This is a genomic window from Secundilactobacillus yichangensis (genome assembly GCF_016861565.1).
GTDB classification, from domain to species: Bacteria; Bacillota; Bacilli; order Lactobacillales; family Lactobacillaceae; genus Secundilactobacillus; species Secundilactobacillus yichangensis.
This window is the reverse complement of record NZ_BOLK01000004.1, coordinates 86,706-105,806: the sequence shown is the minus strand read 5'-3', so window position 1 is coordinate 105,806 and position 19,101 is coordinate 86,706. Positions and strand designations below refer to the sequence as shown.

Sequence of the window (19,101 nt, the reverse complement as noted above, 5' to 3'; positions counted from 1 at the left end):
CACCTCTTAGACTTCCATTTTGAACACTTGCGGGTCATTATCGGATTGAACCAAACGGCCATCTGTAAATTCCTCAACGCTTAAAGCCATCTCGTTACGTGTAAGTCCGCTAGCCTCGGTCAGAATTTCAGAACTGATTAAACTTGGATCATCTTGAATATAGAAAGCTTTGAAATTACCAAAATAGAATAATGCTTTATCGTCTGCTGCAGTCTTCATACCACTTTGAACCAAGGCCGGATAACCGGCAATTTGATACTGAGCGCCGGATAAGTTTGAGGTTGGCACGGCCTTTAACATTGGTTCGCCACTATCGAATTTCAATGTGGAAGCAAGTTGCAATGCCGCCTTGTTAATAATAAAGGTTGCCCGATTAAGTACGTCCGTATTGGGAGCTGAAAGTAGTCCTAACATTTTAGCATTGTTGTCCGTTCCTGTTGGTTTGAAATCAAATGCCGAATTGAATAGTGAGTTTGGATTGCTCGTAACTTGGTTAGCATCATCAAACACCAAAAGGCTCTTGTTTGATTCATCAACTACACCATTCAACATGTAATCAATTTCCGCCTTTACGATTTTATTTGTAAGGGAACTTACAACCATGTCCGAAAGTCCTTTATCACCCCAATTAATAAGCATCTTGCGATAAAATGGCTGATAAACTCGAATTTGAACCTGACTTGATTTAACCGCCTTGCCACCAAAACTGTTCACTTCCATTGGCTGACTACTGTTATTGCCAACAAACGTAGTTGCATCTGATAATTGGTTAATCGCAAGTAATAACTGATCGTCTGCACTCGTGATAACTGTGCCAAGCTTCCGCAATGAGTTTTGGGCTTGTGTGGTGCTGATTAATTCCTTGTAAAGTCTGGTATTAACCAAACCAGTGTTGCTTTGCACGTTACGTGTTTCTGTAATGACACCCTTTAAAATTTCTGTCATGATTGTTAAACTCCTTATAGGTTATATATTTTATTTAATCTTTTTTACCAGCGTTATTCGTTCTGCCAAACGAGTAGCGCTTTTATTTTGTCTTCGTTGTTGCAAGTTTAATTGATCGTTGGATAGCCTTTCGCCGTGCCTCACGCATGGCAATGGCTACCGTGGTATGTTGAACTCCGCTTCTTTCGATTTGATGAATCAATTGGTCATGGGTACGAATTTTGAACCCGTGCAATCCGTTGTGTCTAAACAAAATATTTCACCACCATTTCAACCACCACTCCCACCACTGCTTTAAATTGACACATTACCGAGAAAGAGCTTGTTGAATCATCTTTTGGGTTTCAGCTACCAACCGTTGATGATTCGAACGCTGATCATGTCCCAAACCCTTGCGAATCTCAGTCATAAGCTGAGATTTTTGGTTGTTTCGGTCAATTTCCGCCTTAGTTCTTAACTGTTCCGGATTCAGCTTTTTGCCATCATGAAAGGCTTTAACAAAATCCATAACCCGAGCCTCATAATCGGTAAGTTGACTGCGTTTGTCACTAATTTTCATGCCTTCGTTTCTCATAGGTTCCACCCCCTTTCGTTGCCCGTAACCGTCAAATAATCAGCCTGTAAGCGTGTTTAAGTGTTCCTCACAAATGCACCCTCTACGCTTTGAAAATCTCTCAGAACTGCGTGAATGACCCCATGCTAACCTATCCTTCCCGTGCCCTCGAAAAATTATTTTGGGGTGGGGGGATTTGAAATTTCAAAGGCGTAAATCAATTGGTCAAATTTTCCAGATCATCGAAATGTTTTAGTCCTGATTGCTTGAATCGAGAAAATTGCCTGATACTAAAGTTCATTTGCTCTGCTGCTTGTTCCATCGTTAAACCGTCCAGATAAATCAGTTGCAATGCTTCTATTTCTTTCGGGTTGTCCATCACAGCAAACCTTGAATAGATTTCTACCAACAGCTCTTTTGATTTAGCAACCAACTTCTTTAAAGTGGTTTCGACAACCTCAGATTTCACCATTGTTGCAGTTACTATTTCGGTGGTATCACTGCCCTTACCGGTTGGTAAACCAGTGAGCGCAGCAGAATGTAGGTCTGTCCTTGATCTGATTTCGGTTAGTTGATCGTTAAAATATTCAAGCCGCTTCAAAATCTTTTGGTATTCAACAAGATATTGTCTGCCGTCCAATCGGTAGCACCACCTTCAAACAAATAGTTTTATTGTTATGAAACACTGAAACTAAGCTTATTCATCATCGAATGTTGTTAAGTTTGTAGCGGTATTCAATATCATTGTGTAGGGCTTACCACCTTCTACTGAAATACCTTTTATCTGAACAAGGGTATACGTCTCATCAACGCAGATACTATCAATAAAGATCGGTACGGGTGTTTCATCTATAAAAACGGTAGTTTTACCATCGGTGCTATATAGAGTACCGTCCACTCTCACTGTTTCGACAGGTTTAAATTTTGGCATTATTATCAACATCTTTCTTTTTTTGTTCACACGTGGGTGTGACAAATGTTGTTTTGTTCACACATAGGCGTGACAGGCTAAAAGCCAATATTGGTAAGGGATTCCAAGCGCTTGTTCACACTGTCATCGGTAGTTACCAAGTCATTGTATATATATGACTATTCAAAATTAAAATATATAAAGAGTTAGTATTTAGTGAAACAGTGTGAACAAGGGTATCTCTATCCCAGTCGCACCAATGGTTTTACTCTGTCATCGCTATGCTTCCCCCTTGTGAACACTCATTTTGTAATAAATATTTGTTTATCCCCGTCATAGAGGGATTTTCTTTTGTTCACACTAGGGTTCTCACGTGTGAACACTACTCGACAAATTCTTGTATCATTCGCTGTAATTTTAATTCTTGGGTGTGCTTGAGTTCACCATCATTGGAGAGATTCCTACTAACTAGGTGAGCATCAATAATCTTCTCTCTAAGTGGGAAGGTAAAGCCGCGCCCCCGTTCAACCGATTCAACATCATATTGCATTACATGCGATATATCAGTCCAAAGAGAATATTGAGGCTTAAACCGCGTCATCTTAAATTGAAACTGTATTCGGTCTAATGGGGTATATTTTGCAATTAATGATTCAGCATCATCTGTCTTTGCGATCTCGTTCCATTGTTGAACTGAAATCTTTGTTACCTCACCGGCATGGGTGTTCAAAATCTGCTTGATTTCTTTAGTTAGTGTCGGTTGTGCAACCGGTTTGCTATATCCGTTTAGCTGGCACCACGTGGTGTAGTATTTGTAGAGTGTTGACGTAGCAAGCCTTGCCTGTGGCGATTCAATCAAAAAGTCATACAGGAACGTTTTGACTGTGTCGTTTTCAAGCTGGTAATCTTCCATCATTTGCTTAGAAGCAGCCGGAATATCATATTTATCAAACTTGATTTGGACAGCCCGTGATACAAAATATTCCCGCACTTCTTTGCGATGAATGTAGTCATTTTTGATGGCTTGGTTTTCACCCTCACCTTGAAACTGAGCATTAAAAGGTACAATCACAATTCGGCGGTACGTTCCGAGAGTCGAGTTTCGGAAGTTAGGAAGTGAGTTCATCGACTGTAAAATTAGTCCTGAAAATAAATACTCATGGGCATCCTTGCCCTTTGCTTCCACCGGCAACCAATCACCAGTAACTGCTGAATTGAAGTTCCCCGAATCGCTAATGTATGTGCCCGGAGAAACGTCATCGCCAATAACAAGAGATTTACCAACCAAACGTGATGTAGCAAATCTTTCTTGAAACTCATTCACCCGTATATTTGTGGTATTGTCTTTGCCAACGATAGCCCGTAGCAATTCCTGAAAAGTTCCCTTACCATTTGACCCGTTAGCTAATTTAGCTTCCTGATTTCCCACAAGGAATACCGCTTTACCGCGGCTGTGGTTGCCATTAACAGCGGCTGCTATCACTTGCCACAATAATTTTCCAACTTCTTTATCACCATCAGCCAAATCACTGATCCATTGTGATGGCTTCCAACCGTTAATGTTAGGTTCAGGTACATCTTCAACATAATTAGTTGCAATCTTTGTCGTTAAAAAATATGAAGGGCTAAATGGGTGGAGTTTATTGTCATTCAGATTAAAAATGCCGTTATTGCAAATAATCAGATTTTCATTATTTGATGGTTCAAATAGTGGTAATAGACTGCCTAACTGAAAATTGACTTCACGATAATCAACCATCTTTAAACGAGGTTCTAGCAACCTTATCCACTGGTTAAGTTCATATCCGCTCGAACTATAAATACCGGCTTTAAAGTTGTATACATAAATGGCCGGGTGTTCTGAGCGTTCTACGATAGCCATTGGTAAATATCGAGCCAACAACTGAGCAACTTGGTAAGGTTGCAATTTGATAACTTCTCTGTGACGTCCCTCTTGATCTAGAACTTCATTTATTCTTTTCAACAAGGCTGTTTTTTCAACCAGTAACTGATTAACCACCCATGCTTTTGAAACTGCACCAGGTTCTATTACAGCTATGTCACTGTATGTTCCCTTAAAGAAGTCCAAAAACGAGCACGGATTAGTGTATTTACGCCCTAAATGAGCTTGTAACTTCCGCCGGTTGTCTTCGCTCCACTGTCTTTTAGTACCAGTGTCAGGTGCCCCGACTGCAAGTAAGTCCATTGCACTTTCGACAACAGGAAAAGTAATCTCATTCGCCTGATAGCTAGCAATCAGGAACAACAACACTTTAGTGAAGTTAGGTTCATCTTGTAAAAAATCAACATGGGTTTGAGCGTAACTTTCAATCAATCTAAGAGCGCTTTTAACATCCAACTGGGCACGATGATTTTCTAATTCATCTAACTCTGACGCACCAACAATGTATTCGTTCAAATGGTTTTGAACATCGTTGCTTACAGCTAGATAAGGACTAACATCAAACCGCGAACCAGTGTTGTGGTGGATGATTTTATGCTGTTTATTGACCTTGGTTTTAACTGGGAAACCATATTGTTGTGACCACGTGTCGTTAGTACTATCAGTAACGGGAATCCCGATTAAATCCGTAATAGCTTTTTTCACGGGCTTATAATCACGTTCGTGAATTTCACCTGATAAATCGACAATTACTCTGGCTCGTGCACCCCGCTCAGCATCTTTTACACCATCATTAATTGTTGGATAAATCAGATAACGATAACCAGCAAGTGCTGTTTCTACTTTTTTAACCAACTGATCGTAACTCAGACCTGTGTTCTCATAGTCGATTGGAACTAATGAACGGGTAACCAAGTTGTCATTATTTCGTTTCAACTTTTTCAGAGTTCCAGCAATAAAATAACTTGCGTTGGAATCTTTGAAGTCACTTAATTCACTAGCTTTGTCGCTCAAACACCGCTGGGGTTGGTACTGAATCAAAAATTCAAAATCAGGTTCTTTATTGTTCTGGGGAACTAACTCATTCCCTCTTTTTCCAGTATGCGTATAAATCAATTAAATCAGCCCTCTCCATCAGTTTGTTCACTCGTGGAATTATTGGCTTCCTTTAATTTGTATGTTTTGTTATCTGAATCATATAAGTGAATCTTGTCGAGCTTTTCCGCCTGTGCATTTAAACCAATCAAGTTTGCTATGACTTGATCTAAACATTCAGCAATAGCGAGAACAGAATGGCCAGCAGCGTTGACCACTCGACTTTCACTCTCTGGATTCCGATTATCTTTTAATTGAGTAACCGCGCCGTGCAAATCTTCAATACTTAACGCTGCGGCTTGAAGCATGGCAATGTTGTGATACAACTCTGCTCCGATACTTCCGTAATCGGTTATTTTTTGGTAAAATGTCATTAGTAAGACCTCTTTCTATAAAGTGGCTAATCAAGTTCGCCTTCACTTGCCGGTGTGCGAACTTTTTTTGTGTCTAAATTTATTCATATCATTTGCCTCGCTTGATCGTGATTTGAAGGTGCAGTAACGAACCCACAAACATGCCCAAGGTGAGACTTGCCAAACAACCGAGTAGTAATAAATCAAAAATGTCCATCGTGTACACCCTTTCAAAAATGTAACCCTCAATCGCCTTGCCCTCATCATTGGTACCGGCTTATTCAAATCAAATTTGATTTTCTGCCATAAAGCGATTGCATTCGGTCTTGCTGACTCGCATCAACGTTTCAATCTGTACGATGTGTAACCCAGCGGGGATAAATTTCGAGTTCAATGTACTCCGCGATACATTGAGATATTCACAAGCCTGATTAATCGTCATGTATTCGGGATACGTTGTTGCTCGTTCTTTTACTTCGCCAAAAGCTTCCAGAGCGGATTGTTTAATAGTCTCCGTAAGTCCACGAGTGAAATCCTCAGGTAGCTCCATGTTTACTGTTGCCATATCTTTTCACCTCTCCATATTCAAACCTGTTTGTAGAGCCAATCATTTAAACGGTGCATGGTTCGATTCTGAACTTTCGACCTCTTATCTTTGAGTAAGTCATCCAATGTCCATCTACTTACGCCTGTTTCCTTCGATAATTGTTCAACGTTGAGATTTAATTCCCCACGTTTGCGTCTAATTGCATTTATCATCACATCTGATACCACTGGCATTTTTATCATCTCCAAACTATATTGCCAAAATATTTTTGCTACAAATACATTTTAGCCAAATTATTTTTGCAAGTCAACCATATTCGCCAAATTATTTTGCCAAATATTTATTTTTCATTTATAATAAAAATTAAAGAGGTGATTTCCATGAATCGTTTGAAAAAAGTTCGTGAACAAAACGGTGCTTCGTTACGGGCTGTTGCTGCCGTAATCGGCACGTCTAACCAAAATCTCAGCAACTGGGAAAGAGATTCTCGAGAAGGCTATCCAAAACTACCAGTGGATACTTGGAAATTATTAGCTGATTTTTTTGGTGTGTCCGTACCTTACTTACAGGGAATATCAGACGAACCAACACCAATTAGCGATGTGGCATTAGAGATTACTAAACATATTATGAAAGTAATTAAGGATCCTCGTAATCTTGATGAAAGAGAACGGCTTAATTTAGATTCATTTCTGTATACATTGCAAAGCCTCGGCTCATTCGCGAAAGCCAGTGAATTACTAAGTAATATCATTACTAAACTAGACGCTTTAACCGACTTCGACCATTTAGAAGATGGCAAAAGTGTCAATCAGTCTGAATTGGTTGACCAGTTTAAACAACTACTCGAACAAATAAATCAAATTCGAGATGATCAAAATAATTAACCCGTCAATCTAAATACATACCTCAATTTATGCCTTGCCCTCATCAAGTACCGGCGATAAAGAGAGGTAATCAAAATGACGGAAATTGTTTCTTATTCAAAAAAAGGCAAAACCTATTACAAGTTCCAAGCTTATTTAGGTACGAACCAAATTACTGGTAAAAGAAAAAGTGTGTCCCGCTCTGGCTTCAAAACCAAAAGAGAGGCACACATTGTGTTAGATCGTTTAAAATATGAATTTCAGCATTCAATGGCTCACTCCAATAGTGAAATCACTTTTGAAGATGTATACAACCTTTGGCTGCCCGTTTATGCGACTACCGTTACTGAAAGCACCCTATCCCGTGTTAAAGGAATTTTCAAACATCATGCGATTGACTATTTCGGCCATCGTAAGATAGCTGATATAAACGTGGTTTACTGCCAAGGCTTTGTTACCAAGCTGTCTGAAACTATTAAAGATGTGCGTAAAGTTGGCAATTATGTAGGCATGGTGTTCAAGTATGCTATGAAGTTGGATTTCATTCAAAAGAATCCAATGGAATTTGTCACTTATCCCAAAAATGTACGTCAACAAAATGATAATTTTTGGACGCGTGAGCAATTACGGATATTTCTTGATGAATTAGACCAGCATTGTACCAACAACGCTAAAATGTACACTTTTTTGCGTCTGATGGCTGTCACTGGTGCCCGTAAAGGCGAGTTGTTGGCCTTAGAGATAAATGATTACGATTCTAAGACCGGTTCTATTCAGATCAATAAGACTGTAACCCTTACTGTTGACCACAAATACACGGTGGGCAAAACAAAAACCACTAACGGGAACCGTACCCTCTACCTCGATAAGAAGACAGTACGCATTTTGAATCAGTGGTTGTTGGCTGAACGTCAAGAGATGTTTATTTTAGGCTTTAATATCAAAGACAAACCAAATCAATTGCTTTTCCCAAGTACCAAAAATACTTTGTTAAGTCCAATGAAACCGAATAAGTGGCTCAGCAATATTATAGACCGATACAACAAAAATCACACTCAGAAAAATGATGTGAGGTTGAAGCCTATTACACCTCATGGATTACGCCACACGCTCGCTACGGTTTTAAGTGAAAGTGGTGCCACTCTAAAACAAGTCCAGTTACAATTAGGTGATAGTGATTTAGATACAGTTTTGAATACTTACACCCACCTTGACGAACAAATGAAAAAAGATACCGCCAAACAATTTGCTGACTTTGTGGGGTTGTAATTTGGAACTAAAATTTACTTGTTTTGCAGAAAAAAGCTCTGTAAATTTCTGTAAGCAATAGGTAGAACCGCTCTATATCAACGTTTATACGAGATAAATTAGATTCCCTCCGGGCGCATAAGAGATTCCTTATTCATAAAAAAGGTCACCGACAATGCTGATAATTACCAGCATTATCGGTGATTTTTTTGTGTATTATTTTAATCACAAAACTGCAGTTATTTCCTTAGTGTGTAGCAGGAAGTGAATTTGTCACCGCCTAGCCCCTTCCTTCTCCTTAACCATCGACAATTCTAAATTATTTTTTCGGTCATGGAGAACATACAGCTATTAGAGACGTTGGCTCAATAATAATGATAAACAGGATACCTAAAAACGGTACCCTGTTTTTTATCACCCGTTAAAATATCAAATAGTATAAACCAGCTAACCCAATGAACCGGTAGATCCATGGTTTAACCGTAGCTAAATCCCACCTTGCTGATAAGCGGGCCGCAATGATGGTTCCAATAATTGCGGCCACCATCCCAACCAGAACGTACGGTATGATTTGAGTGCCAAGAATACCGCTAGCAATTCTAACACTAGTGATATAGAAGCCATCAATCAGGAAAAAGATTTGAACGTTCCCGATGTATTCGGGCATTGACTTAGATAATGACAGAAAATAAAGCGCCATTAAAGGACCGCCAATACCAAATAAACCGTTAAAGAAGCCGGAAATCATCATAAAGAAAAGTGCCACGTACCAAGGATAATGACGACTCCCCGCGCTCTTTGAACTCAAGAAATAAATACATAATGCAATTAATAACGCGCCTAACATAATGCGTAAAATATGGGTATTCAATATGAGCCCCAGATGAACGGACCAAGTTGCCACTGCAGCATAGACAATAAATGCAGGTAGCACCCGTTTGAATTTGATGGCCTGACGGTAATGAATTACCAGCGATATTTCACTCAGCAGCATTATTATCCCGCCGATTCCAGCGGCCTGCGCCATTGGTAAAATCGATGGGAAAAAGATCATCATAATAATGACGGCACCAAAACCAGTCAAGCCTTGAATCAATCCAGCCAGTAAAGCCGGAAAAAAGACCAGTATCCACGTCATAAACTTCCCCCTGTAAAACAGCAGATTTTAGTATCTAGTATGATAACCGATTAAACTGGTGTCAATACTAGCTTTATCCAATTGAAAACATAATGAATAAGGGTATTCGGGGGGTATCACCACGCAAAATATGTTATCCTAAACCTTGGGCATAAAGGCTAACAAGATGATTTTTACCATCGAGTGATTTTGTTTGACCTTTTTTGACCTTTAGGTTAAACTACAAATCAGTTAGTCAAAACGACTAATAAACTACAGATCATAAGGAGGCTGTAAAGCTATGAACTTAGTCCCAACGGTTATTGAACAATCTTCCCGCGGCGAACGTGCTTATGATATTTACTCTCGCCTATTAAAGGATAGAATCATCATGCTTTCCGGTCCGATTGAAGACGATATGGCTAACGCTATCATCGCTCAGCTTTTGTTCCTGGATGCACAAGATTCAACAAAAGATATTTACCTTTACATCAACTCACCAGGTGGTGTAATCACTTCTGGTATGGCCATTTACGATACCATGAACTTTATCCAGTCTGACGTCCAGACCATCGTTACTGGTATGGCTGCTTCAATGGCTAGTGTTCTGGCATCTTCTGGTACCAAGGGCAAGCGTTTCGCATTACCACACTCACAAGTCTTGATTCACCAACCATCAGGTGGTGCTCAAGGGCAACAAACTGAGATTGAAATTGCGGCTGAAGAAATTCTAAAAGCTCGTAAGATGATCAACGAAATCTTATCAGAAAACTCAGGTCAGCCAATTGACCGGGTCAATTCCGATACTGAACGTGATAATTATTTGACAGCCCAAGAAGCTGTTGATTACGGCTTGATTGATTCAATTATGACCAGCACAAAAGATCGTAAATAATTTTTCAACGCGTAACAAAGGGCGGGCTCAATGAGCTCGTCTTTTTTGTGACCGAACATTGCAGTGTAATCTGCTGAATATCCGCCGGTGTAGTGCGGCAACAGCCGCCAATTCTTGTACTCAAAAATAAAACCAGCGCTTCAGAAAATCAATATCGATTTTCTGAAGCGCTAGTTTTATTTTTGGGATTAAACAACCTTGGCTGTTCGCAGACTATCAGCATAATCGCTGATCTTACGTAACCGGTGGTTGATACCGGACTTCGAAATTGATCCGCTCGGCAGCATTGCGCCAAGTTCCTTCAGACTCACTTCGCGATTAGCTAAGCGAATTTCAGCAACTTCACGTAATTTTGGCGGTAACTGGTCCAACCCAACCGTTGACTGAATAAACTCAATGTTTTCAATCTGTTTACTGGAAGCATTAGCTACCTTATCCATGTTGGCATTCTCACAGTTTACTAAGCGGTTGACCGAATTACGCATATCGCGCATGATCCGGACATCCTCAAACTTCAGCATGGCGCTGGAAGCCCCAATTAGCGAGAGAAAATCAGCGATTCGCTCCCCCTCTTTGAGGTAGGTGATGAAACCGCCACGGCGGGCAGTTGTCCGCGCATTTAAATCATACCGATTGATCATTTCAGCAATCATCTGATTATGGTCTTCGTATACGGAGTAAATTTCCAAATGATAGCGTGACGTTTCCGGATTATTAACAGACCCGCCAGCTAAGAAGGCTCCCCGTAAATACGAACGCACCTGCCCGTCGTTTTTCAGCAGTTCCGGAGAAACCTTCTCGGTAAGCTGACCATCCTTAAAAATCCCCAGGTCAGCGAGGACTTTTTCAGTTCCTTCATTCACCCGAACAATATATAGATTATTTTTCTTTAATTTCATCTTCCGGCGAACCATTAATTCACTTTCCACATCGTAAAACTGCTTCAAAAGCTGATAAATACGACGTGAAATCGCGGGATTCTCCGTTTGAATATTCAGCACAAAATGGTGATTAGAAATTGCAATAGAGCCGTTCATCCGGATCAGCGCAATTAATTCAGCCTTGGCGTTATCACGGTGAACTTCAAGAGTTGTCAGTTCTTTTTTAACTTCACTGGCAAATGACATTGGCACTACCTCCCCTCGGCAAACCTCGACGTAACCTGCCCCAACAGGTTCATGAGTTCGTTAACCACCAGTTCGCCGTTATGAAAGGCACCATTGTCCCGTAATTCCAAGAAATCAGCAGAAATCACTCGGCAGCCTTGCTCGCGTAGGCCATGAAAATCATGAACCACCTGACGTGACATTTCGTTCCAGCGCTGGTAATCAATATATTCATCTGGTACTTTTTGAGTGTTCACTAAAACAGTGTTGATCACGTTTTGTTTTAAATGCTGGTTCAGCACCCGAACGTGATCAGCATCGGTGAACTTTTCCGTTTCACCCTTTTGAGTCATGATATTACAGATATAAACGACTTCCGCCTGCGTTTTTCTTAGCGCATCGCCGACGTTGCCAATCATTAAGTTAGGCAAAATACTGGTAAATAGACTACCAGGTCCCAAAACAATCTGGTCAGCATCCATAATTGCATCGATCACTTCATCAACCGCTTGCGGTGCAACGTCCTTATGCGTGCTGGAGGTGACCCACACGTGCTTAATCAGCTTATGAGCAGCCGTGATTTCAGACTCCCCAGTCATTGTGGTGCCATCCGAGAATTCTGCGTTAAGCTCCAGCGGCTCATTAGCAGCCGGATAGATGTGACCATCAACCTGCATGATGTCGCAGAGTTCCTGAACTGCATCAAAGATGCCGTGCTTCATTTCGGATAAGGCTGCAATCACCAAGTTCCCCAGGGCGTGGCCAGCAAAGAATTGATCCTTGCTGTCAAAACGGTACTGAAACAGCTGCAGAACCAACGGTGATAGCTGTGACAATGAAACCACAACGTTTCGAATATCACCAGGCGGCACGACGTTTACGTAGTTCCGAATAATTCCAGATGAGCCACCATCGTCTGCCACGGTAACCACGGCAGTGATGTCTACATCTTGCTCCTTAAGATTTCGAAGAATAACTGGCAGGCCTGTTCCCCCGCCAATCACAACGATCTTAGGTCGATGTCGTTCTTCCATCATAGTTAATTTGATTCCTTTCGCTTTGAAATGTCACGGTGAGTAATGTGCACCGGATAATTTTCGCCCAGTGCATTACCCAACCGCTCAGTTAGTGCCACTGACCGGTGCTGTCCACCCGTACAGCCAATAGCAATGGTTAAATTATTTTTACCTTCCCGTTTATAACCGGGCATAATGGACTCCAATAAACCTAAAAACTGCTTGTAAAAGGCCTCGGTTTCAGACTGTTTCATGACGTAATCGTAAACCGGCTGATCCAAACCAGTGAGATTCTTTAGCTCTGATCGATAGTACGGATTAGGTAAGAACCGAACATCCATCACGATATCAGCATCGATTGGCAGACCATACTTAAAGCCAAATGACATTAACTCAACGTGGAATTTTTCAATATCCCCAGCTTCGAAATTGTGAAAAATTTCTTCACGTAATTTTCGTGGTGATAACTGAGTCGTGTTAATGACTAATTGAGCAGCCTGCTTAAGCGGCGCCAGCAGTTTACGTTCCTCTTTAATGCCATCCACCACACGGCCATTACGAGCCAGCGGGTGTGAGCGTCTAGTTTCTTTATAGCGGGAAACCAGCGTCTCATCGTCCGCGTCCAAAAAGACGATTTGGGCGGCATCTGACCGATTCAGGTTTGATATATCATCCGTCATCTGCACAATTTCGTCGTAAAACGCTTTTGCACGTAAATCAATGACGACGGCTACTTTTTTGATTTTGCCAGTTTCTCGAACCAGCTCCCAGAACTTATTCATTAACGACGGCGGCATATTGTCGATACAAAAATACCCTAGATCTTCAAAGGCCTGCATGGCAACTGTTTTACCAGCACCGCTCATTCCAGAAATAATGACCAGTTGCACATCATTGTTCATAGTTCTATCTCCAATCAAATCAATCATTTAAACATTCTAACACACCAGGTGTGTCATTACTAATTTCAACCGGGTGTTTTGCAAAAAAAATAACTGCCAAGTGTTTAATGCTCACTGGCAGTCTTTTAAACCTATTTACCGTCTTGCAAAGGCTAAAACAATGGCGTTAATGCCAAAAATAATCAGGTAGAACCCAATCAGCCAAGTAACTGACATCATGGCAATTACTGGGTTAATCAGCAGCAAAATGCCTAACAGCAGTGATAAAACATCCAAAACGATTGACGTCACAAAATAACCCGTCCCAAAATCGCGTAAGTGGCCGACAACCATTAGCCGCTCAACTGAATCGATGATGAACCAGAAGGCTACCACATAGCCTAGAACCACAATGCCGCTGCTGGGCTTAATGATAAAGAAAAGGCCAATCAGCAAATCAATTACGGCAAATACCAGTGCAGCGTTAGCCCAGTTACCAACAAAATCCCGTAATTTATCGAGGCCAGATAACGTGGTTAAACCACTGAGTATAGCTAGAAAGCCAAAAATCAATGCCAATGCCGTCAGACTAACCCTTGGCATACAGATGACCGCATAAGCCGCAACGAGGCTTAAAACCCCCGTAATCAATTCGTGCCAATCAAACCCCCAACGAGGTCGCAAACTAAACATATCCCTCACTCCTACTCTGTATAAACTAGTTGTTATAAGTTATATCATAGCGATTGTGAGGATTAAGGGCAACTTATGTCCGTAAAATCCAGTTATTGATTCAGCATAACTTGGCTAAGTACTCCCCTCAAAGCCGCCAGTTGAACATTTGGCTGCTGGTCCAGTCCAACCAGATAAAAGTGGCGACGATACTGCTCCCCTAAAGGCTGGCGGGTGACTTGATCAGGTAAAACGCCTGCTGACATCAGCGTTTTGCCGATACCCTGAGTCAATAAACCAATAATACTTTGGTTACTGTCCACCACGAGGGTTCGCTGCGGTACGATTCCCTGCTCATGCAAATACGCGTCAGTGTAATGTCGTACTCCTGAACCGGGTTCTCTTAACAGCCAGAGCCTTTCATCTGCTTTCCCTGCCAGCACCAGCTGATCACCAGGGAGTTCCGTTTGCTGAACATAATCGGCAACGATCGGCTTTTCAATGATGCCATACGCCACCCGCCGGTCAACCACGGCTTGCAAAATATTTTCCGAATTCATCGTTTTAATTTCAAATTGAAACCGAGTATCCCTCAATAACGGTTGAATAATTTTCGGTAGTAATTCCACCGAAGTCGTTTGCGAGAAACCTAAAACAGCTTTAATTTGCGGCCGTTCGGCGGATTGTTTCAACTGTGCAACCCCTTTTTCCCAGGTTTGCAGCAGCTGTTCTGCAGTGCCATAAAGCTTAACGGCGGCTGGTGTGGGCTGCACTTGTCGATGTCCGCTGCGATCGAATAAACTCACACCCAGTTCTTTTTCCAACTGGTTGATCTGCACGGAAACACTGGGCTGAGAAATAAATAACTGCTTAGCTGCTAGCGAAAAATTCCGGGTCTCATAAACTGCCATAAAGGTTTTTAAAAGCTTATCCACCACCGTACCTCCTTTAATTAGTATTCTTAATAGAAACCATTACAATTTGATATTTCATTAATGATAGCAATTTCTGTATACTTCAACAAGTACAAAAGAGGGAGGAACATTGTTTATGAAACCAGAACGTGCCGTTTTACCAGGACTCATTCTTAGTTTTATCATTGCAATTATTAGTCAGCTGATCAATTCATTTTTAATCAAGGGCATTGGTGCACCAACGGTCGCCTTGCTAATTGGCATCTTGCTAGGAAATACCATCATCCATCAACCTATGTGGGCCAGCGGAACTGCTTGGTCTGAAAAGCGGCTGCTGGAATACTCGGTCCTTTTACTGGGCGCTACCATCACCTTTCAAACCATCCGTGAGCTGCATTTAACCGGTGTAGCGTTCATCTTACTGCAGATGACCATTACCATTTGCGGTGCCCTATTATTGGGAAAGATGCTGCACTTTTCTGAAGGAATGACGCTGTTAATGGCTGGTGGCAACGCCGTCTGCGGTTCTTCAGCCATTGCTGCTATCACGCCTGCCATCGAAGCTAAAGACGAAGAAAAACGGCTGGCCGTCACGCTGGTCAACCTTATGGGCACCATTTTGATGCTCACCCTGCCCGTGATTAGTTTATTAGCCTTTCACCACAATAACTTTCTACGTGGTGCTTTGATTGGTGGTACAGTTCAATCCGTAGGTCAAGTGATTGCTAGTGCGACCATGGTCAATGAACCCACTACGACCTACGCGACACTGTTTAAAATCTTACGGATCATTATGCTGGTAGTGGTCGTCCTGCTTTTTAGCCAAATTCATCAGCATCATCAAGCCACCCAAGGGGTTGAATCCACGATCCAAAGTAGCTGGCGCCGCGCGCTGCCCTGGTATGTCATCGGGTTCGTGGTACTTTGCGCACTTAACTCATGGTTCCATTTTAATCCGGCAATTTCCGGACTGGCCCACGGATTATCGGGCTGGTGCGAAGTCACGGCCCTTGCAGCAATTGGCCTTCGATTAAACTTCGCAGCGTTCATTAAAGCTGGCAAAAAACTGGCACTTTACGGCGGTGGTCTGTTGCTCATCCAAGTTGCTAGCGCTTTGATTTTAATTTCAGTCTTACTTTAATTTGCATTTAACGACAAAAACCGTTCCAGAATCTCATCATTCTGGAACGGTTTTTAATTGTGCATTATTTACTTTTAACGGTCTTGGCTTTTTGAGTCTCGGCCATCCGCTTTTTATCGCGTTCAAGGATTGGCCCCAAGTACTGTCCGGTGTAGCTTTCCTTCACCTTAGCAATGTCTTCAGGCGTACCAGTAGCGACCACTTGGCCACCGCCGTCACCGCCTTCTGGTCCTAAATCGATCAAGTAATCAGCCGTTTTTATGACATCCAAATTATGTTCAATAATTAAAACGGTATTCCCTTTATCGACCAGCCGGTGCAAAACTTCCAGCAACCGTTTGATATCATCCGTGTGCAAACCGGTAGTTGGTTCATCAAGAATGTAAAAGTTCTTGCCATCCGCCTTCTTTTGCAGTTCGGCAGCCAGCTTCATCCGTTGCGCTTCACCACCGGATAAGGTCGTTGCGGATTGGCCCATAGTCACATAGCCCAGTCCCACATCATGAATCGTTTGGAGCTTGCGGGTAATCTTGGGAATGGCGCTAAAGAAATCTAACGCCTGGTCAACGGTCATATTCAAAACATCCGCAATGTTCTTACCCTTATATTCGACTTCTAGCGTTTCTGAGTTATAGCGGGTGCCATGACAAACTTCACAAGGCACGTACACATCGGGCAAAAAGTTCATTTCAATCTTTAAAATACCGTCACCGTGGCAGGCTTCGCAACGGCCGCCTTTAATATTAAAGCTGAACCGGCCTTTTTGGTAACCACGCATCTTAGCTTCAGTCGTTTGAGCAAACAAGCCGCGAATATCGTCAAACACACCGGTATACGTTGCCGGGTTACTCCGTGGTGTCCGCCCGATGGGACTTTGATCAATGTTAACGATCTTCTCAATGTTCTTGATCCCGCTAACTGATTTATACTTGCCAGGCTTTTCGGAATTATGGTTCAATTTTTGAGCCAGTACCCGCTTTAAAATCGTGTTGACCAGTGTCGATTTACCAGAACCGGAAACCCCGGTCACCACCACAAACTCACCTAACGGGAAATCCACGGTAATGTTCTTGAGGTTATTTTCAGCCGCACCAGTAATGCGAATCTTCTTACCATTGCCCTTACTACGCTCAGTTGGCACTGGCACAAACTTCTTTCCGGACAGGTACTGACCGGTCAAAGATTTCTTAACCCGCGTCACCTGTTTAGGTGTTCCTGCAGCCATGACTTCACCACCGTTGGCACCAGCTCCCGGACCAATATCAATCAGATAATCGGCCGCCAGCATGGTATCTTCATCATGTTCCACGACAATCAGCGTATTGCCCAAATCGCGCATCTTTTTCAGGGAAGCAATCAGTCGATCATTGTCACGTTGATGTAAACCAATAGAGGGTTCATCCAAGATGTAGAGCACACCGGATAAATTTGACCCAATCTGAGTTGCCAAACGAATCCGCTGGGCTTCCCCACCGGACAATGTTCGGGCAGAACGGCTAAGCGTCAGATAATCCAGTCCAACGTTTTCCAAGAAGGTCAACCGGTCACGAATTTCCTTTAAAATTGGTTTAGCGATGGTTTCGTTTTGCTCGCTAAAATGGAGGTCTTCAAAGAAAGGCAGTTCCTTGCTGATAGCTAAATCAGAAACTTCGCCAATATGATGGCCGCCAATTTTAACCGCCAACGCTTTACGATTCAGCCGATAGCCATGGCAGGTCTGACAGGTCAGCTCGCGAAAATATTGCTGCATCTGACCCTGAGTAAAATCAGAGCCGTTGTGATAGCGGCGTTCCACATTATTGATGACACCTTCAAAGGGCGCGTCCGTTTCCCGAACACCGCCAAAATCGCTGTCCAAGACAAAGTGGTAGTTCTTCCCCTTTGAACCATAAAGGACAAACTGCTTCGCATCCTCAGGCATCTTCTCCCAGGGCGTATCCATATCAATATTCGCCTGCTCACAAGCTTGACGCAGCATTTCTGGATAATATTTGGAACTGGAATCCCACGGTGCAAGTGCGCCTTCACGCAGAGTTTTAGTGGTGTCAGGAACAATCAGATCCGGGTCTACTTCCAGCTTCATCCCTAACCCATCACAGTCAGGGCAAGCGCCAAACGGTGCGTTGAATGAAAACAAACGCGGTTCCAGCTCACCCACAGTGAAGCCGCAAACTGGGCAGGCGTAATGTTCCGAAAACATGATGGGTTCGCCATCGATCAAGTCAGCAACCGCATAACCGCCGCTTAGTCGCAGTGCGGCTTCAAAGGAATCGAACAAGCGAGAACGAATCCCTCTCTTGACAATAATTCGGTCAACCACGATATCAATGGAATGCATCTGATTCTTATTCAAATCAATTTCTTCGTCAACGTCGTGAACTTTGCCATCGATACGAACCCGAACAAAACCTTCGCGCTTAATTTTATCAAACACCTTTTTATGCTGGCCCTTTTTCTCCCGCACAATTGGTGACAAAATTTGCAGCTTCGTCCGTTCAGGCAGTGAGAGGACTTTATCCACCATCTGTTCAACGGACTGACTGGAAATCTCAGTACCGTCATTGGGACAGATGGGTGTGCCGACACGAGCCCATAGCAATCGGAGATAGTCATTAATTTCCGTGACGGTTCCCACCGTTGAACGGGGGTTCTTCGAGGTGGTTTTTTGGTCGATTGAAATTGCTGGTGATAGCCCATCGATAGAGTCTACATCCGGTTTATCCATTTGACCTAAAAATTGACGGGCATAGGCAGATAAGCTTTGAACATAACGTCTTTGACCTTCAGCATAGAGCGTATCAAAAGCCAGAGAACTCTTCCCAGAGCCTGATAAACCAGTGATAACGACCAGTTTATTTTTAGGAATTTTGACGTTAATGTTCTTTAAGTTATGGGCTCTTGCCCCGTGAATATCAATATAATCGTTTGCCAAAAACAAT

Annotated in this window: 20 protein-coding genes; 4 read left to right on the top strand and 16 right to left on the bottom strand. The window is 42.4% G+C overall.

The features are described from left to right. Positions 1 to 6: 6 nt before the first annotated feature. The 8 genes from JUE95_RS04980 to JUE95_RS04945 form a co-directional block, all read right to left on the bottom strand. The gene (locus JUE95_RS04980) at positions 7 to 945 is read right to left on the bottom strand and encodes a phage major capsid protein (RefSeq protein WP_203649654.1); all 939 of its coding nucleotides are present in this window, start codon (positions 943 to 945) and stop codon (positions 7 to 9) included. A 307-nt stretch (positions 946 to 1,252) separates the two neighbouring features. Next, positions 1,253 to 1,519 carry a hypothetical protein gene (locus JUE95_RS04975; RefSeq protein WP_203649653.1) on the bottom strand — a complete coding sequence of 89 codons (267 nt, stop codon included), beginning with the start codon at positions 1,517 to 1,519 and terminating at the stop codon, positions 1,253 to 1,255. A gap of 196 nt (positions 1,520 to 1,715) precedes the next feature. Beyond that, positions 1,716 to 2,138 carry a hypothetical protein gene (locus JUE95_RS04970; protein WP_203649652.1) on the bottom strand — a complete coding sequence of 141 codons (423 nt, stop codon included), beginning with the start codon at positions 2,136 to 2,138 and terminating at the stop codon, positions 1,716 to 1,718. 57 nt (positions 2,139 to 2,195) lie between these two features. Continuing rightward, positions 2,196 to 2,429, bottom strand: coding sequence for a hypothetical protein (locus JUE95_RS04965; protein WP_203649651.1), 234 nt, complete (start codon positions 2,427 to 2,429; stop codon positions 2,196 to 2,198). Positions 2,430 to 2,790: 361 nt separating this feature from the next. After that, positions 2,791 to 5,427 (bottom strand): DNA primase family protein, encoded by a 2,637-nt coding sequence (locus JUE95_RS04960; RefSeq protein ID WP_203649649.1) that lies wholly within the window; start codon positions 5,425 to 5,427, stop codon positions 2,791 to 2,793. Positions 5,428 to 5,432: 5 nt separating this feature from the next. Beyond that, positions 5,433 to 5,780 carry a hypothetical protein gene (locus JUE95_RS04955; protein ID WP_203649647.1) on the bottom strand — a complete coding sequence of 116 codons (348 nt, stop codon included), beginning with the start codon at positions 5,778 to 5,780 and terminating at the stop codon, positions 5,433 to 5,435. A gap of 265 nt (positions 5,781 to 6,045) precedes the next feature. Then, positions 6,046 to 6,324 carry a helix-turn-helix domain-containing protein gene (locus JUE95_RS04950; RefSeq protein WP_203649645.1) on the bottom strand — a complete coding sequence of 93 codons (279 nt, stop codon included), beginning with the start codon at positions 6,322 to 6,324 and terminating at the stop codon, positions 6,046 to 6,048. Positions 6,325 to 6,344: 20 nt separating this feature from the next. Continuing rightward, positions 6,345 to 6,518 (bottom strand): helix-turn-helix domain-containing protein, encoded by a 174-nt coding sequence (locus JUE95_RS04945; protein WP_235995210.1) that lies wholly within the window; start codon positions 6,516 to 6,518, stop codon positions 6,345 to 6,347. A 168-nt stretch (positions 6,519 to 6,686) separates the two neighbouring features. Here JUE95_RS04945 and JUE95_RS04940 point away from each other — a divergent pair, with 168 nt between their 5' ends. Both JUE95_RS04940 and JUE95_RS04935 read left to right on the top strand, forming a co-directional pair. Beyond that, positions 6,687 to 7,193: a helix-turn-helix domain-containing protein gene (locus JUE95_RS04940; RefSeq protein WP_203649641.1), complete on the top strand. Its 507-nt coding sequence runs from the start codon at positions 6,687 to 6,689 to the stop codon at positions 7,191 to 7,193. 75 nt (positions 7,194 to 7,268) lie between these two features. Next, positions 7,269 to 8,441 (top strand): site-specific integrase, encoded by a 1,173-nt coding sequence (locus JUE95_RS04935; RefSeq protein WP_203649639.1) that lies wholly within the window; start codon positions 7,269 to 7,271, stop codon positions 8,439 to 8,441. 400 nt (positions 8,442 to 8,841) lie between these two features. Here JUE95_RS04935 and JUE95_RS04930 read toward each other — a convergent pair whose 3' ends face one another. Then, on the bottom strand, positions 8,842 to 9,558 hold the full coding sequence (locus JUE95_RS04930; protein WP_203649638.1) for a sulfite exporter TauE/SafE family protein: 717 nt from the start codon (positions 9,556 to 9,558) through the stop codon (positions 8,842 to 8,844). Positions 9,559 to 9,838: 280 nt separating this feature from the next. On the opposite strand from JUE95_RS04930, the gene JUE95_RS04925 reads away from it, so the two are divergent. Further along, on the top strand, positions 9,839 to 10,432 hold the full coding sequence (locus JUE95_RS04925) for an ATP-dependent Clp protease proteolytic subunit (RefSeq protein WP_203649636.1): 594 nt from the start codon (positions 9,839 to 9,841) through the stop codon (positions 10,430 to 10,432). Positions 10,433 to 10,436: 4 nt separating this feature from the next. Here JUE95_RS04925 and JUE95_RS12885 read toward each other — a convergent pair whose 3' ends face one another. The 6 genes from JUE95_RS12885 to JUE95_RS04895 form a co-directional block, all read right to left on the bottom strand. After that, on the bottom strand, positions 10,437 to 10,556 hold the full coding sequence (locus JUE95_RS12885; RefSeq protein WP_203649634.1) for a homocysteine S-methyltransferase family protein: 120 nt from the start codon (positions 10,554 to 10,556) through the stop codon (positions 10,437 to 10,439). Positions 10,557 to 10,620: 64 nt separating this feature from the next. Continuing rightward, complete coding sequence (whiA, locus tag JUE95_RS04915) at positions 10,621 to 11,559, bottom strand: DNA-binding protein WhiA (RefSeq protein ID WP_203649632.1); 939 nt, start codon at positions 11,557 to 11,559, stop codon at positions 10,621 to 10,623. Positions 11,560 to 11,564: 5 nt separating this feature from the next. After that, positions 11,565 to 12,575, bottom strand: coding sequence for a gluconeogenesis morphogenetic factor MgfK (gene mgfK, locus JUE95_RS04910; RefSeq protein ID WP_203649630.1), 1,011 nt, complete (start codon positions 12,573 to 12,575; stop codon positions 11,565 to 11,567). A 2-nt stretch (positions 12,576 to 12,577) separates the two neighbouring features. Further along, positions 12,578 to 13,456: an RNase adapter RapZ gene (rapZ, locus tag JUE95_RS04905; RefSeq protein ID WP_203649629.1), complete on the bottom strand. Its 879-nt coding sequence runs from the start codon at positions 13,454 to 13,456 to the stop codon at positions 12,578 to 12,580. Between the two features lie 135 nt (positions 13,457 to 13,591). Continuing rightward, positions 13,592 to 14,128, bottom strand: a complete 537-nt coding sequence (locus tag JUE95_RS04900; protein WP_203649627.1) for an HdeD family acid-resistance protein — start codon at positions 14,126 to 14,128, stop codon at positions 13,592 to 13,594. 92 nt (positions 14,129 to 14,220) lie between these two features. Continuing rightward, positions 14,221 to 15,042, bottom strand: coding sequence for a LysR family transcriptional regulator (locus tag JUE95_RS04895; RefSeq protein ID WP_203649625.1), 822 nt, complete (start codon positions 15,040 to 15,042; stop codon positions 14,221 to 14,223). Between the two features lie 115 nt (positions 15,043 to 15,157). Here JUE95_RS04895 and JUE95_RS04890 point away from each other — a divergent pair, with 115 nt between their 5' ends. Beyond that, positions 15,158 to 16,162 carry a YeiH family protein gene (locus JUE95_RS04890; protein WP_203649623.1) on the top strand — a complete coding sequence of 335 codons (1,005 nt, stop codon included), beginning with the start codon at positions 15,158 to 15,160 and terminating at the stop codon, positions 16,160 to 16,162. A gap of 64 nt (positions 16,163 to 16,226) precedes the next feature. Here JUE95_RS04890 and uvrA read toward each other — a convergent pair whose 3' ends face one another. Continuing rightward, positions 16,227 to 19,094 (bottom strand): excinuclease ABC subunit UvrA, encoded by a 2,868-nt coding sequence (gene uvrA / locus JUE95_RS04885; protein WP_203649621.1) that lies wholly within the window; start codon positions 19,092 to 19,094, stop codon positions 16,227 to 16,229. Between the last annotated feature and the right edge of the window lie 7 nt (positions 19,095 to 19,101).

Coding starts and splice junctions, on each gene's coding strand:
- JUE95_RS04980 (WP_203649654.1), bottom strand. CDS start 945: ATGACAGAAATTTTAAAGGGTGTCATTACAGAAACACGTAACGTGCAA.
- JUE95_RS04975 (WP_203649653.1), bottom strand. CDS start 1,519: ATGAGAAACGAAGGCATGAAAATTAGTGACAAACGCAGTCAACTTACC.
- JUE95_RS04965 (WP_203649651.1), bottom strand. CDS start 2,429: ATGCCAAAATTTAAACCTGTCGAAACAGTGAGAGTGGACGGTACTCTA.
- JUE95_RS04955 (WP_203649647.1), bottom strand. CDS start 5,780: ATGACATTTTACCAAAAAATAACCGATTACGGAAGTATCGGAGCAGAG.
- JUE95_RS04950 (WP_203649645.1), bottom strand. CDS start 6,324: ATGGCAACAGTAAACATGGAGCTACCTGAGGATTTCACTCGTGGACTT.
- JUE95_RS04945 (WP_235995210.1), bottom strand. CDS start 6,518: ATGATAAATGCAATTAGACGCAAACGTGGGGAATTAAATCTCAACGTT.
- JUE95_RS04940 (WP_203649641.1), top strand. CDS start 6,687: ATGAATCGTTTGAAAAAAGTTCGTGAACAAAACGGTGCTTCGTTACGG.
- JUE95_RS04935 (WP_203649639.1), top strand. CDS start 7,269: ATGACGGAAATTGTTTCTTATTCAAAAAAAGGCAAAACCTATTACAAG.
- JUE95_RS04930 (WP_203649638.1), bottom strand. CDS start 9,558: ATGACGTGGATACTGGTCTTTTTTCCGGCTTTACTGGCTGGATTGATT.
- JUE95_RS04925 (WP_203649636.1), top strand. CDS start 9,839: ATGAACTTAGTCCCAACGGTTATTGAACAATCTTCCCGCGGCGAACGT.
- whiA (WP_203649632.1), bottom strand. CDS start 11,559: ATGTCATTTGCCAGTGAAGTTAAAAAAGAACTGACAACTCTTGAAGTT.
- mgfK (WP_203649630.1), bottom strand. CDS start 12,575: ATGATGGAAGAACGACATCGACCTAAGATCGTTGTGATTGGCGGGGGA.
- rapZ (WP_203649629.1), bottom strand. CDS start 13,456: ATGAACAATGATGTGCAACTGGTCATTATTTCTGGAATGAGCGGTGCT.
- JUE95_RS04900 (WP_203649627.1), bottom strand. CDS start 14,128: ATGTTTAGTTTGCGACCTCGTTGGGGGTTTGATTGGCACGAATTGATT.
- JUE95_RS04890 (WP_203649623.1), top strand. CDS start 15,158: ATGAAACCAGAACGTGCCGTTTTACCAGGACTCATTCTTAGTTTTATC.